At 59.9% G+C, this 13,518-nt stretch carries 13 protein-coding genes; 3 read left to right on the plus strand and 10 right to left on the minus strand.

Annotated features, from left to right (window positions below; all coding sequences use genetic code 11):
• Nucleotides 1-75 precede the first annotated feature (75 nt).
• The 10 genes from ACZ9DP_RS08765 to ACZ9DP_RS08810 form a co-directional block, all read right to left on the minus strand.
• Nucleotides 76-822, minus strand: a complete 747-nt coding sequence (locus ACZ9DP_RS08765; protein ID WP_476201272.1) for an ABC transporter ATP-binding protein — start codon at nucleotides 820-822, stop codon at nucleotides 76-78.
• The gene (locus ACZ9DP_RS08770) at nucleotides 819-1,676 is read right to left on the minus strand and encodes an ABC transporter ATP-binding protein (protein WP_074071719.1); all 858 of its coding nucleotides are present in this window, start codon (nucleotides 1,674-1,676) and stop codon (nucleotides 819-821) included. Before ACZ9DP_RS08770 ends, ACZ9DP_RS08765 begins: the two co-directional genes overlap by 4 nt.
• A complete protein-coding gene (locus tag ACZ9DP_RS08775) occupies nucleotides 1,673-2,602 on the minus strand; it encodes an ABC transporter permease (RefSeq protein ID WP_194731289.1) in 930 nt (309 codons plus the stop codon). The genes ACZ9DP_RS08770 and ACZ9DP_RS08775 overlap by 4 nt, the downstream gene beginning before the upstream one ends.
• A 5-nt stretch (nucleotides 2,603-2,607) precedes the next feature.
• Nucleotides 2,608-3,705 (minus strand): ABC transporter permease, encoded by a 1,098-nt coding sequence (locus ACZ9DP_RS08780; RefSeq protein WP_283073836.1) that lies wholly within the window; start codon nucleotides 3,703-3,705, stop codon nucleotides 2,608-2,610.
• 6 nt (nucleotides 3,706-3,711) lie between these two features.
• Nucleotides 3,712-5,298, minus strand: a complete 1,587-nt coding sequence (locus tag ACZ9DP_RS08785; protein WP_283073835.1) for an ABC transporter substrate-binding protein — start codon at nucleotides 5,296-5,298, stop codon at nucleotides 3,712-3,714.
• Nucleotides 5,299-5,378: 80 nt separating this feature from the next.
• Nucleotides 5,379-6,320, minus strand: a complete 942-nt coding sequence (locus tag ACZ9DP_RS08790) for a dihydrodipicolinate synthase family protein (RefSeq protein WP_283073834.1) — start codon at nucleotides 6,318-6,320, stop codon at nucleotides 5,379-5,381.
• A 16-nt stretch (nucleotides 6,321-6,336) separates the two neighbouring features.
• On the minus strand, nucleotides 6,337-7,212 hold the full coding sequence (locus tag ACZ9DP_RS08795; protein WP_476201274.1) for an SMP-30/gluconolactonase/LRE family protein: 876 nt from the start codon (nucleotides 7,210-7,212) through the stop codon (nucleotides 6,337-6,339).
• Nucleotides 7,209-8,039 carry an NAD-dependent epimerase/dehydratase family protein gene (locus ACZ9DP_RS08800; RefSeq protein ID WP_476201276.1) on the minus strand — a complete coding sequence of 277 codons (831 nt, stop codon included), beginning with the start codon at nucleotides 8,037-8,039 and terminating at the stop codon, nucleotides 7,209-7,211. Before ACZ9DP_RS08800 ends, ACZ9DP_RS08795 begins: the two co-directional genes overlap by 4 nt.
• Before the next feature lie 21 nt (nucleotides 8,040-8,060).
• Nucleotides 8,061-8,774: a FadR/GntR family transcriptional regulator gene (locus ACZ9DP_RS08805; RefSeq protein ID WP_074073052.1), complete on the minus strand. Its 714-nt coding sequence runs from the start codon at nucleotides 8,772-8,774 to the stop codon at nucleotides 8,061-8,063.
• The gene (locus ACZ9DP_RS08810) at nucleotides 8,774-9,142 is read right to left on the minus strand and encodes an RraA family protein (RefSeq protein WP_476201278.1); all 369 of its coding nucleotides are present in this window, start codon (nucleotides 9,140-9,142) and stop codon (nucleotides 8,774-8,776) included. The genes ACZ9DP_RS08805 and ACZ9DP_RS08810 overlap by 1 nt, the downstream gene beginning before the upstream one ends.
• Before the next feature lie 220 nt (nucleotides 9,143-9,362).
• On the opposite strand from ACZ9DP_RS08810, the gene ACZ9DP_RS08815 reads away from it, so the two are divergent.
• The 3 genes from ACZ9DP_RS08815 (at nucleotide 9,363) to ACZ9DP_RS08825 (ending at nucleotide 13,513) form a co-directional block, all read left to right on the plus strand.
• Nucleotides 9,363-11,300: an ABC transporter substrate-binding protein gene (locus ACZ9DP_RS08815; protein WP_476201279.1), complete on the plus strand. Its 1,938-nt coding sequence runs from the start codon at nucleotides 9,363-9,365 to the stop codon at nucleotides 11,298-11,300.
• Between the two features lie 95 nt (nucleotides 11,301-11,395).
• Complete coding sequence (locus ACZ9DP_RS08820) at nucleotides 11,396-12,382, plus strand: ABC transporter permease (RefSeq protein ID WP_074071711.1); 987 nt, start codon at nucleotides 11,396-11,398, stop codon at nucleotides 12,380-12,382.
• A gap of 9 nt (nucleotides 12,383-12,391) precedes the next feature.
• On the plus strand, nucleotides 12,392-13,513 hold the full coding sequence (locus tag ACZ9DP_RS08825) for an ABC transporter permease (protein WP_194731297.1): 1,122 nt from the start codon (nucleotides 12,392-12,394) through the stop codon (nucleotides 13,511-13,513).
• Nucleotides 13,514-13,518: the final 5 nt, after the last annotated feature.

A 13,518-nucleotide genomic window follows, 5' to 3' on the forward strand; every position in this document is an offset into this window, starting at 1 on the left:
AATGGCGGTTAATGCGCGTCATTGACCGCATGGCTGAGAAGCTAATCCGGAGCGATCTGTTTTTTCGCTACTCAGTCAATGCGTCCTTCCGTAGTGTCTGCTCGCATCCAGCAGGTGCCGAGAATAGCCATGTTCGACGGCTCCTTTTCGCAGCCGTTCGATATCCACCTCTTCGACGATCTCGCCTGCCTCCATGATGGCGACGCGACCGCACATGTGGGACACGACGGCCAGATCGTGGCTGACGAGCAGATAGGTCAGACCGCGCTCCTTGCGCAGATCTTCCAGCAGATTGAGAATTTCCGCTTGAACCGATACGTCGAGCGCCGACGTCGGCTCGTCGAGCAACAGCACGGCCGGATTAAGCACGAGGGCTCGGGCGATGGCCACGCGCTGACGCTGCCCTCCGGAGAGTTGATGCGGGAAGCGGTAGGTGAGCGACGGATCGAGGCCAACCGCCAGCAGCAGGGCATCTACGTCCACCGAGTTGGTGGCAAGGCCCTGGTTGCGGAGCGGCTCCTTAAGCTGCGAGCGGATTGTCTTGCGGGGATGAAGTGAGCCGTAAGGGTCCTGAAAAACCATCTGCACGCGGCGGAAGAACTGCCGGTCGCGCTGCCGATCCAACGTGTCTCCATCCAGCTTGATCCCGCCTTCGTAATTCGGGTTGAGACCGGATATTGCCCGCAGGACCGTGGACTTTCCGCAGCCGGATTCACCAACCAGACCGAATGCCGTGCCCCTCTTGATGCGAAGGCTGACGTTCCTGACGACCGGCCTCTGACCGGAACCGAAACGAATCGTGAGATTGTCAATTTCGATCAATGCGGTGTCTCCAAAGTGATGTCATCGAACCAGGCCGGATCACGCTTCAATACCGGCAGTCGGGCGGGCGGATTTTCGATCGACGGCAAGGATGCCAGCAGGCCCTGCGTATAGGGATGCCTTGCATTCTCAAGATCAGAAGCCTTGAGAACCTCGACGACCCGCCCGGCATACATGATGAGCACGCGGTCGCAGAAGTTCCGGACGAGGTTCAGGTCGTGACTGATGAAGATCAGCCCGAGGTTGCGGCGGGCGACGAGTTCATCAAGCAATGCCAGGATTTCGAGCCGCACCGTCACATCGAGGGCAGACGTCGGCTCGTCGGCAATCAGAACCTCGGGTTCTACAATCAGCATCATCGCGATCATGACCCTCTGACCCATGCCGCCTGAAATTTCGTGAGGATAGAGCCGGGCTACCCTTTCGGCATCACGGATCTGGACCGCTTCAAGCATCTCGATCATTTTCCGGTCAGCCTGTTTTGCAGTCGACTTCGGATAGTGAAAGCGAAAGGTTTCGGCGATCTGCTCGCTGATCCGCATGACAGGGTTCAGCGAATATTTCGGATCCTGCAGGATCAGTCCAATGCGCCGTCCCCTTATTGTCATCATCATACGCTCGTCGGCCTTGAGCAGATCCACGTCGCGAAACGTCATCCGCTCGGCGCGGACGATTGCCGTCGGCGGCAGCAACTTCATGACGGCGCGCCCGACGGTCGACTTGCCCGACCCGGATTCGCCGACGATGCCTAGCTTTTCGTGTCCGAGCGAGAAGCTGACGCCGCGCACGGCGCGCACGGTTCCGCCGCCGAAGGCAATCTCGAGATTGCGGATATCGATGAGGGAAGACGTCATTCCGAACCTCTCGGGTCAAGAACGTCGCGAAGGGCATCGCCGACAAGATTGAACGCAAGGCTGACCAGCGCGATGGCAATGCCGGGCGCTGCAATGACCCATGGACTGTCGAGCATGAATTCACGTCCGGTCGCGGCCATTGCTCCCCATTCCGGCCAAGGCGGCTGCGCGCCAAGACCGAGAAACCCGAGGCCTGCCGCCGTGATGATGATGCCGGCCATATTCAGGGTCACGCGAACGATCACCGAGGGAATGCACATCGGCAGGATGTGGCGGGTGATGATCGCCATTGGCGTCGCCCCTTGCAGACGCACGGCGGCGATGAAATCGGCCTTGCGCAGACTGAGCGTCTCGGCGCGCGCAAGCCTGGCGATTGGTGGCCATGCCGTCAACGAAATTGCGATGATCGCGTTGGTGATGCCGGGACCGAGTGCCGCCGCAAATCCCAACGCAAGCACCAGGCCTGGAAAGGAAAGGAAGATGTCGGTGATGCGCATCAGGACTTCATCGACGATACCACCGAAATAACCCGAACAGGTGCCGATCAAAAGACCCAGCGGAGCGACGATGACGGAAACCAGCATGATGATGTAAAGCGTCGTGCGCGCACCGTAGATCACCCTTGAAAGGACATCGCGGCCAAAATTGTCGGTGCCGAGCCAATGCTCTGCCGAAGGCGGTGCGAGCCGCCCTGCCATATCCTGGACGATCGGATCGTAACGCGTCAGCAATGGCGCAGCGAGCGCGACCAGGATGAGCAGGCCGATGATTCCGAGCCCCGCCAGACCGAGGGGATGAAGGCGGAACTTCAGCCAGCCCTGATGGAATTGCTGCGCTGAGGACTGAAACCAGCCCTGTGGCTCGGGCGCAAGTAGCCATCTGCGAAGGCTGCTTGCGTGATCTGCATGTTCGGCGGACAGTGTCATCGGCGTCACCGTGTTCTCGGATCAAGAATGCGATAAAGGACATCCGAAAGGATGTTGATGGTTAGGAAGACGGCGCCGATTGTCAGCACAGCGCCCATCACGACGTTCATGTCGTTCATCTGAAGTCCGCGGGTGAGATACTGGCCGAGTCCCGGCCAGCCGAAAACGGTCTCGATGAGCACTGCCCCTTCAAGGAGGCCCCCGAAGGTGAGCGCCATAATGGTCAGAAGTTGCACGCGAATATTTCTGAAGGCATGACGCCAGACGACCTTCCGCAGTCCAAGCCCCTTCGCTCTCGCCGTTATAATGTATTCCTGGCTGAGCTGCTCCAGCATGAAGCTGCGTGACATGCGGCTGATATAGGCCACGGAATAGTAGCCAAGGATCGTTCCCGGCAGGATGATGTGTCCGAGCGCGCTTCGAAATACGTCCCACTGTCTCTCGATTGCCGAATCGATCAGGAGAAAGCCGGTCACCGGCGTGACGAGCCCCTCGTAAAATACATCAACCCGGCCAGATGCGCCGACGAGCTTCAACTTCGCATAGAAGATGAAAAGCGCCATCAGCCCGGTCCAAAAGATCGGAATGGAGTGGCCGGCAAGCGCGATGATGCGTGCGATGTGATCAATGATCGTGCCGCGCCTGACAGCAGCGGTGATACCGAGCGGAACGCCGACAAGAGCGCCGACAATCATGGCGATGACGGCAAGCTCAATGGTTGCGGGGAAGATGGTCAGCAGATCGGTGAGGATCGGCTGACCGGTCGTTGCCGAAGTGCCGAGGTCGCCCGTTGCAACCTTCTGCACGTAGTTTAGGAATTGCACCCAGATCGGGCGTCCCAGTCCCAGCTCGTTGTAGACGCGATCATAGACCTCCTTGCTGACCTCCGCTCCGGTGATGGCAAGCACCGGGTCGGCAGGAAGCAGACGTCCCATCGAAAAGGTGAGGAAGAGCAGGCCAAGCAGTGTGGTCACCACCGCCACGACGCGCCCTGCCAAACGTCGCAGGAGCATCACAAGCGGATGGGACGGCGCATGTGCCAAGCCGTCCTCATCCAGATTGCGGTCCGCATCCGGTTTCGATGTCAGATCGGCGCTCGCCACGGCCCCTTACTCCTTCGTCACGCCATGCCAGCGCGTCGACCAGGTTGTATGCCCATGATAGCCTTTGACATTGGCACGCATGACATAGGGGTCCGTGCGCTGGAAGAAGATGACGAGCGGGGCGTCCATGCCGCTGTAGATGCCGTCCATCTTCTGGAAGATTTCCGTGCGCTTGCCCGTATCAGGTTCTTTCATCGACTGATCGACGAGAGTATTGAGCTCGTCCACCTTCATCCCGGCTCGCCAGAGATAATAGCTGCCGAGACGCGCCTCGTCGCTGTTGTCGGGATTATAGGCGTACTGCGTGGCAACCGCGAAAGGATCCGGCAGCCGGGCACCCGAATTGCCGAGCAGGATTTCATATTTCCGTTCGCGAAATGCGGGCGTAAATTCGCCCGGCACGAGATTAAGATCAAGACCGGCGGCACGGGCGCTCGCCTGCAGCGCTTCGGCGAAGGGCAAGGTCGCCGCTCCCGACGGATTGAGCACTTTCTTCAAGCCATTCGGGTATCCGGCCTCGGCCAGCAATTGCTTGGCCCTGGCGGGATCATAATCGTGGCGGGACGTCGCGTCCTCTGGTGCTCCAATCATGCCGCGAGGGATCATCGACTGCCATGGAAAGCCGGTATAACGCATTATATTGCCGGAAATCGCCTTCCAGTCGAAAGCATGCTGAAACGCTTCGCGGACCTTGGGCTTCTGCAGGTCCGGATCCTTTTGATTGAGAGCGATATAGTAGAAGCCGAGGCCTGGAACGCTATCGATCACCATCTCTTTGTTATTGGCCAGGGCATCAAGGTCGCCGCTTGCGAGGTATTGCCCCACATCGACGTCGCCGGCTTCGAGCTGGAGCCGGAGATTGCCGGATTCCGGAATGTGGCGTGCGACGACCCGTGCCATGGCCGGCGGGCCAGCCCAATAGTTCTTCTGCGCGTTAAAGATCGCCACGTCGTTTGGCCGCCATTGCGCGAGGGTGAACGGTCCACTTCCTGCCGAGTTGGCCGACAGCCACGCGCCGGCGAGATCGCCGTTCGCCTCATGCGACAATGCCGTCTTCTTGTCGATGATGCCGATCGAAGAGCCAGCGAGAGAATAAAGCACAAGATCGGTATTGACGGCGTGTGGCAGTTCGATCTCCAGCGTGTGCCCGTCTTTGGCCCGGACGAGCTTGTCCACGTTTTCGGGCGTGAAACCCCAAAGCGCGACATCGGTGGAGCCGACTTGCCCCATCTTGATGACGCGCTGGATGGACCATGCGGCGTCTTCGGCCGTGACCGCATTGCCGCTTTGGAAGACCGCATCGTCACGCAAGGTTAGCGTAATGAGCCTGCCGTCTTCCGAGACAGTCCATTTTGTCGCAAGCATCGGCTTCAGCGTCTTAAGATCATCCGGCGACAACTGGACGAGGTTGTCATAAAGGTTGGAGATCAGCTCGGAGACCGTGCGGGCATTGTTCTGCGCCGGATCGAGCGTACGAATACCGGTGAGATTGGTACCGATCACCAGCATGTTCGGCGGTGACGCCGCAAAAGACGGCTGTGCCGTGACCAAAGCACCGGCCAGTGCAATCGTCGTCAGTAAGTTCTTCAGCATCTCAAGACCTCCCAATCTCGTGGCGCGGTGGTTCAGCGCCTCTTGCCTGCCTGAATTAGTGTCGAACTCAGCCCGCCGCCTTAGCGGGAAGGCCGCAGATCTCCATGCCCGTGGATGTCGCCTGCAGCCTCCCAACCTTGGAGCAAGCGAAACAATTCTTCGCGATCCGTTTGATCGAGGAGTGGCAGACCCGGCACGCGCACGGGTCCGACGTCGAGGCCGGAATGCGTCACAGCCTCCTTCACGACCGTCACATTCGCACCATTGCGGAATTTCGTGCGCATGCGTTCGAACGGTTCGAGGCGGTTGATGATGGCGCGTGCGGCAGCGAAATCGCCCTTGGAGAGCGCATCGTGGACGGCGAGCGACAATTGCGGGGCAACATTGACAAGGCCGGATGTGAACCCACGTGCGCCAGCGGCAGTGAACGACAGCGCCCAGCTCTCCGCAAGACCGCAGACGAACAGCGCCCCCGCCGGATCCGACGCCGCAATGGCCCTCGAAAGCAGCATCAGATCCGGCGTCGCGAACTTAATGCCGGAAATGTTGCCGTGACCGGCAAGACGGACCATGTCATCGACATTGAAGCCATCCGCCCGCACATAGGCAACCAGCGGCAAAGGCGAAGCGTCCGCAAGATTGCAGAAATAGTCGATCTGAGCCGACGGTGCAGCAAAGGGATCGACGGGCTGGTGCGACATCACCGCAGATGCGCCGATCTTGGCGGCATCCTTCGCCATCCCGATTGCTTCGCGCAGCGACCTGCCGATCGCCGCAGTGACCGGCGCCGTGTTCTCAACGCCGGAAACCGCCGCTTCATGGACGCGGCGGATCTCTTGCGGCGTCAGAGCATAGAATTCGCCGGTGTTTCCCGCAGCAACAATATTGTGGATGCCAGCGGCTGCCACCCTCCGGTAGACCATTGCGGTGATTTGCGGTTCGACTTCGCCATTTTCGTCATAGGCCGTGACCGGTACACCCGACACGCCCATCAGCGCCTGACGCATGGTTGCAATGCCCATCTTCTTCCCCTTTCCATCAATTACCGAAGCGGAAGGGCGGCAAGCCCTCGGCGTCCACGTCGAAAGCAACGACCGTGCCCGCTTCGAAATGTCCGCTGCGGTTGGTCGACAGGCTCGTGACGAAGAGCGTCCGCATGTCAGGACCGCCAAAACAGGGCATCGTCGGCGCGGCGATCGGCAGAATGTAGATCTCGAGGATTTCACCGGCGGGAGAAATCCGGTTAAGCCGGCCCGCGGAAACGCCCGCACTCCAATAGTAGCCGTCCCGGTCGGTTGCACCGCCATCGGGCCGGCCTTCCTCCTCCGAAAAGACACGAAGCCGGCTGGTGTTTGCGAGCTCGCCTTTTTCCGGATCGAAATCAAAAGCCTGCAGGAAACATTGGCGGCTGTCGGAGTGATACATGCGCCGGCCGTCTGGTGACCACGCAAGCCCGTTGGAGCTGGTCAGCCCTGTCGCGACGGTCCGTGCGCTGCCGTCCGGCCCCAGGCGGTAGAGCGCAGCGTCATTGGTCTGCGGCTTGGCCTCGCTGATGGACCCCACCCAGAAATGGCCGTCGGGGCCGACCTTCCCATCGTTGAGACGACAGTTGACGCGCCCCACCGGATCGCACAAAAGCTCGAAGTCTCCGGAAACGGGATCGAAAAGATGCAGGCCCGTTCGAAGTGCGACCACTAAACGCCGGTCGCGGCAAAGCCCAAGGCTGCCGATCGCGGACGGCATGTCAAAGCGATCGACCTTTCCTTGCGGCGAGATCCGGATGACGGCTGGCGCTTGTATGTCGACAAGCCAGAGCGTACCGCTCTTTTCGTCCCATACCGGCGATTCACCCACTCCCAGCGGCTGCTGCAGCACCGGACGGACTTGCGGACGGACGATCCGCGGCGCCGTCATGGAACCGTCTCCGGGCTCTTGGCCAAACCCTCGGCATTGCGCATGCGGATGTTGCCGTCGTGATTGGTCTCGCAGAACGCTCCACCCTGGAACGCAAGCGCGACCGGCCCTTCGGACGGCTCTTCGATGCGAGCATGATCACGAGGCCGGTCTTGCGGCTGGTAGCCAAGTCTGGTTGCCAACTCGTTGTTCCACCAACTCTCCTCGGCGTCGGAAACGCCATAGACGACGGTTGCGGCGATGAGGGGGTGGGTAAGGCCGATTCCGACCAGTTGCGCCAGGTCACGTGCACTGATCCAGATTGCCACGGACCGCTCGCTGGCCGGATAGGTGCCCGCGTTGCCGATGCGGATGGAAAGAGTGCGAATGCCCCAGGTGTCGTAATATAACCCTGCCACCAGTTCGCCCCAGCACTTGGAAAGCCCGTAGGGGCTGTCCGGACGCATCGGATCCAGCGGCGAGACGAGCTGGCCGCGCGGATAAAAACCGGTCACATGGTTGCTTGAGGCGTAAACCACCCGTTCAACCTTGTTGATCCGCGCCGCTTCATAGAGATTGTAAGTGCCGAGGACATTCGCATCCAAAATAGCGCGCATGTCGACGCCGCTTGCTATTCCGGCCAGATGAACTACGCCGTCAACCTCTTGCAGGGCAGCATTTGCCTCATCGCGTTTTGCAAGATCGGCTCTCACGAAGCTTTCGTTCTTGCCCAACGCTGCAGGCTCGTCGATGTCGATCAGACGCAGGTGCTCGGCATGCGGCCGAAGAAGCGGCCTCAGCAATGTGCCTACGCGCCCGGCAGCGCCTGTGAGGGCCAGCCGTTTCATCTCCCTTCCTCCCATTGTCGCTCAAACGCCCTGGAACATGCGGGCGCGCGCATTCAATATGTGTCTCTTCATAGCGTCGTGGGCCTCGGCTTCGTTTCGCGCAAAGATCGCCGCCACGATGACCGCGTGTTCATCCTGGACGCTGCGTATCTGTTCGGGCGTCCGTTTGAGGCTCAAGCTTCGCGTCACGGAATGTCCGATTGCGAAATGCGGCCTGAACCATTCGCGTACCGTGATGTGGAACTGGTTCCCAGTCGCCATGGCAATCGCATCATGAAGCGCCTGATCCTCCTCGGCGCCGAGCTTGCCGTCCCTCAGACATTGTTCAATCGCAGAAAGGGCAGCCGTTATCCGCTCCTTGTCGGCTGGTTGCCAGTTGCGTGCGGCAAGTTCGGCAGCCTCGGCCTCCAGGCCGGCGCGGAACTCGAAAAAGCGCTGCACGTCGGCAAGCGAGCCGACCGGGACCATTTTCAGCATGGACGAGTCCGGCCGCTGCCGCACATAGGAGCCCGACCCCTTGCGCGAGACGACCAGTCCGTCGACCCTTAAACGCTCGAGCGCTTCACGCACGACCGGCCTCGATGCGCCAAACATGACGGCAAGCTTCGATTCCGGCGGCAGCCGTTCATTCACCGGAAAGTTTCCGTCCGCGATCATCCCCACGATCTTCTCGTAGATGATGTCGCTGAAACGTGTTGCGCCCCTGTTGGGATCGGCAACGGGCGACAGTTTCATCATCGTCCTTCTTTCTGCCGCCAGGCAGCAAATTCCGCAGAGGCCCGATCACCGGGAGCGTAAGGGCCGGATATGCTCTGCCTGGCCCGCATCCGCTCTTCGAAATCTTCGAGGGCCGTTTGCACGAGGGCCACGTTCGCGACCTCCTGCGACATTGCTGCGGGAATGGCAACCACATCGTTGTCGCCGACCATGGCATCACCCGGGCAGACGGCCACAGCACGACCGACCGGGCGCGGCGCCTGCGCGTTGATCTTTTCAACGCCGCGAATGACGACGTTTCGCAAGCCGCGCTTCAACAGCACTACCGTCAGCGCCGCTGCCGGCACAGGCTTCAGTTTTTCGCGCGCAGCACCCGGCAGATCCACGTCTTCGCACCCCCCCGCGACCGTCGTTTGCGGTGACTACAACCACTTTCCATGTTGAAGGGCTACTAAATCTGTCATTATCTGTCAACTCTTGTAATTATTTGAGAACCTGTCTATGGTCGGCTCATGGCCGCTGAAAAGGGCGTCTTGCGCCGAGTTGGGAGCTCGTCGCGCCGGTTCACACCAGCGTCGTTCCGGCACAAAAAGGGGAGGAACTTCGATGCGCGATGAAATATTGTCTCGCGGCGTGACCAGGCGCGCCGTGCTCGGGGGCATGGCCGGTGTGGCAGCTCTGTCCATTGCTGGACGCGTCGTTGCGGCAGGCGGCGAGGCGCCCGCATGGGCGCAGCTTGCCAGGGACGGAAAGCTGCCGCCGCTTGCCGAACGGTTGCCAAAGAAGCCGATGGTCGTGACACCTTTCGAAAAGGCCGGCACCTATGGCGGAACGCTCCGCCGCGGCCTCAGGGGCTCGTCCGACCATAACGGCATCCTGCGCATGGTCGGCAACCAAAGCCTCGTGCGCTGGAACCTGGAATTTACGCAAGTTATGCCCAACCTCGCTGAACGTTGGGAGATCAACGACGACGCCACGCAATTCACCTTCCACCTGATCGAAGGGGTGCGCTGGTCCGACGGTCATCCTTTTACTGCCGACGACATCGTCTTCGCCATTGAGGATTGCGTCAAGAACAGCGAGCTCTACAGCTCGACACCTGCGCAGCTGTCTGTTGCCGGCAAGGCCGTCAAGGTCGAGAAGATCGATGATTTTACGGTGAAATTCACCTTTGCAGTGGCAAACGCGCTCTATCTGGAAAACCTCGCGACACCGCTTGGCCAGCATCCGACACTCTTTCCGAAGCACTACTGCAGCCAATTCCTGCCGAAGTACAATCCCAATATCGCCGAAGAGGTGAAAAAGGCAGGCGTGGGAAGCTGGACCGATCTCTTCCGCGCGCGTTGCGGCGATATTGAAATCCCGTCGCGGTGGGGCAACCCCGACAAGCCGACGCTCGATCCATGGATTGTGAAGGAGCCTTACAGCGGTGGCGCGACGCGCGTCGTCATGACCCGGAACCCCTATTTCTGGCAGGTCGACACCCAGGGCAACCAGCTTCCCTATATCGACGAGATCAATTTCAGCATCTCGCAGGACGTGGAGTCGCTGATGCTGAATGTCATCTCGGGAAAGATCGACATCCAGGAGCGCCATATCAGCGTTCTTTCAAACAAGCCGACACTCTCCCAGAATATGGAAAAAGGCGGCTATCGGCTGCTGTCGCTGGTGCCTTCAGCCTCCCAGCAGTGCCAGATCTATTTCAATATGACTCACAAGGATCCTGCCCTGCGCAAGATGTTTGCCGACAAGGCGTTCAGGCAGGCGCTTTCGCTTGCAATCAACCGGCAGGAATTGATCGACATCGTCTATTTCGGCCAGAGCGAAGCCTATCAGGCCGGCCCCCGCCCGGAACACCCTTGGTACCATGAAAAGCTCGCGCGGCAGTTTAGCGAATATGATCCTGATAAGGCCGGCGCGATGCTGGATCAGGCCGGTTACAAGATGGATGGGAGCGGGTTGCGCCTCCGGCCCGACGGCCAGAAGGTGTTTTTCGCAGTCGACGTCATCCCCACGCTCTATCCCGATCTCGTTGACGCCCTGGAGCTGGTCAAGGCGCATTGGGCGCAGATCGGCATCGAGATGAAGGTCAACACGATCGAGCGCGCCCTCTACTACACACGCGGCGACGACAACGCGCATGATGCAGCAGTCTGGCCGGGTCCCGGCGGTCTTGATCCGATGCTTGACCCGCGCGACTTCTTCGCCTTCCACCCGCAAGGTTCGCGCTACGCCATTCCGTGGTCGCTCTGGTATACGTCGAACGGCGCACGCGGCGAAGAACCGCCGGAAAGTCAGAAGAAACGCATGAAGCTTTTCGACGACGCCCGTTCCACCGCCGATCTCTCCAAGCGCGGCGCAATCATGACGCAGATCTTCGACATTGCGGCTGACGAATTCGAGACAGTGGGTCTCTGCCTTGCCGTCGGCGGTTTCGGCATCATCCGCAACAACCTGCACAACGTTCCAGAAAAGCAGCCCGACAGCTGGTCCTGGCCAAATCCAGGCCCTGCACTGCCCCAGCAATTTAGCTTCACGAGCTGATTTTGCCGCTCCAGCGCCGTCCCTTTGCGGGGCGGCTCTCCTTTCAAGCGCGCTGCCCGCAGCTCGGGAGCGGTGTTTAATGCAAGAGACGTCTCATGCTGGTCTTCATCGCTAAACGCCTTCTATGGATGGTCCCATCCCTTTTCGCCGTCAGCTTCCTTGCCTTTGCGCTTATCCAGCTGCCGCCGGGAGATTACGTCACGACATATATAGCGACGCTTGCGGCATCGAACGAAGTCATCGATCAGAATACCGCGGCGCAACTGCGTGAGCGCTTCGGCCTCGATGACCCGATGCTCGTGCAGTATTTTAAATGGATATGGGGCATCCTTTCCCGCGGCGACTTCGGCATCTCCTTTGAATGGCAGCAACCGGTCTCTGGCCTCATTTGGGAGCGCATGGCGCTGACGCTGGTGCTCGCTCTTTCAACACTCATCGCCACCTGGGGGATCGCATTGCCGATCGGCGTCTTTTCTGCCGTGCGCAAATATTCGATTGGCGACTATTTCTTCACCGCCTTCACCTTCCTCGGACTGGCTATTCCGTCGTTCCTGCTGGCGCTGGTGCTCATGTATATCGCGGCTGTCGAGTTCGGCCAGGATGTCGGAGGCCTCTTTTCATCCGAGTTCGAGACTGCGCCCTGGAGCATCGCCAAGGTCCTCGACCTTCTTTCGCATATATGGCTTCCCGTCATAATTCTGGCCGTGTCTTCTACCGCGAGCCTGATCCGCGTGATGCGCGCGAACATGCTCGATGAACTGCCGAAGCCTTATGTCACCACGGCACGGGCAAAAGGTCTTTCCGAGTTCAGACTGCTCGTGAAATACCCCTTAAGAATCGCGCTCAACCCGTTCATCTCGACGATTGCCTGGCTCCTTCCAAACCTGATTTCCGGCTCCGTCGTCGTGGCCATCGTCCTCAATCTGCCGACGGCAGCGCCCTTGTTGCTGCAGGCGCTGATGGCACAGGACATGTACCTGGCTGGCGCCTTCGTGCTGCTGATCTGCGCGCTCACGCTGATCGGCTCATTGATCAGCGACATCCTGCTTGCGCTAGTCGATCCCCGCATCCGCTTGGAATAGGGAGACCTCATGGCCGACATTGCAGTCACAAATCTTGCGCCGGATCGCGCCGCTGTCGCCTCGCAATGGCAGCTCATCTGGTGGGCTTTTCGTCGGCACCGGCTTGCCATGGTAGCTCTCGTCGTCACCCTCTTGATGTACATCGTTGCCGTCATTCCGGGCTTCTTCGCCATCAACGATCCGAACCTGCAGAACGCTCGAGCGACCTTCCATCCACCGCAGAGACTGCACCTCATCGATACCGGCGATGGGATTTCCATTGGCCTTCACTACTATCCGCTGAAGCTTACCCGCGATCCGCAAACGCTTGCCGCGATCTATAAGGAGGATAGGACGAAGCGTGTCGACGTCCGGCTGTTCGGGCGCGGCTATGAATATTCCGTGCTCGGCCTTTTCAGCACCAACATCCATCTGCTCGCTTCATCCGAGAAGACCTCGCCCCTTCTTCTGTTCGGAGCGGACAGGCTCGGGCGCGACGTCTTCAGCCGGACGGTTCAAGGGTCTCAGATCTCGCTGTCGATCGGCCTTGTCGGCGTCTTCTTCTCGCTGATGCTCGGCATCGTCCTCGGCGGCATTTCCGGATATTACGGCGGCCGCATCGATTTCTTCACGCAGCGGCTGATCGATTTCGTCCTGTCCCTGCCGACGATCCCGATCTGGCTTGCGATGGCGGCGGCCCTGCCGCAGGGCTGGCCAGCAACGCTTCAGTACATGATGATTACCATCATTCTGTCGCTGACCGGCTGGGCGCAGCTTGCCCGTGTCGTGCGCGGTCGCTTTTTGTCCTTGCGCACCGAGGAATTTGTAGCCGCCGCAAGACTCGATGGTGTTCGCGAAAGGCGCATCATCTTTCGTCACATGCTGCCGAGTTTCGCAAGCCACATCATAGCGTCGATCACGCTTGCCGTGCCGGCGATGATCCTTGCGGAAACCTCCCTCTCCTTCCTGGGCCTTGGCCTGCAGCCGCCGACCATTTCCTGGGGTGTCCTTTTGCGCGAGGCTCAAAACATACGTTCAATCGCTACGGCGCCGTGGCTCTTCATGCCTGGGGCGGCCGTCGTCGTCGCCGTCATGGCGCTCAACCTTCTCGGCGACGGCCTGCGTGATGCGGCCGACCCCTATAACAAATGAGGCCG

It is taken from the genome of Rhizobium sp. USDA 4016, from assembly GCF_056279705.1.

Bases quoted from the DNA above. Each gene is read 5' to 3' on its own strand.
- ACZ9DP_RS08770 (WP_074071719.1), bottom strand. From the start codon at position 1,676: ATGACGTCTTCCCTCATCGATATCCGCAATCTCGAGATTGCCTTCGGC.
- ACZ9DP_RS08775 (WP_194731289.1), bottom strand. From the start codon at position 2,602: ATGACACTGTCCGCCGAACATGCAGATCACGCAAGCAGCCTTCGCAGA.
- ACZ9DP_RS08785 (WP_283073835.1), bottom strand. From the start codon at position 5,298: ATGCTGAAGAACTTACTGACGACGATTGCACTGGCCGGTGCTTTGGTC.
- ACZ9DP_RS08790 (WP_283073834.1), bottom strand. From the start codon at position 6,320: ATGGGCATTGCAACCATGCGTCAGGCGCTGATGGGCGTGTCGGGTGTA.
- ACZ9DP_RS08795 (WP_476201274.1), bottom strand. From the start codon at position 7,212: ATGACGGCGCCGCGGATCGTCCGTCCGCAAGTCCGTCCGGTGCTGCAG.
- ACZ9DP_RS08800 (WP_476201276.1), bottom strand. From the start codon at position 8,039: ATGAAACGGCTGGCCCTCACAGGCGCTGCCGGGCGCGTAGGCACATTG.
- ACZ9DP_RS08805 (WP_074073052.1), bottom strand. From the start codon at position 8,774: ATGAAACTGTCGCCCGTTGCCGATCCCAACAGGGGCGCAACACGTTTC.
- ACZ9DP_RS08815 (WP_476201279.1), top strand. From the start codon at position 9,363: ATGCGCGATGAAATATTGTCTCGCGGCGTGACCAGGCGCGCCGTGCTC.
- ACZ9DP_RS08820 (WP_074071711.1), top strand. From the start codon at position 11,396: ATGCTGGTCTTCATCGCTAAACGCCTTCTATGGATGGTCCCATCCCTT.
- ACZ9DP_RS08825 (WP_194731297.1), top strand. From the start codon at position 12,392: ATGGCCGACATTGCAGTCACAAATCTTGCGCCGGATCGCGCCGCTGTC.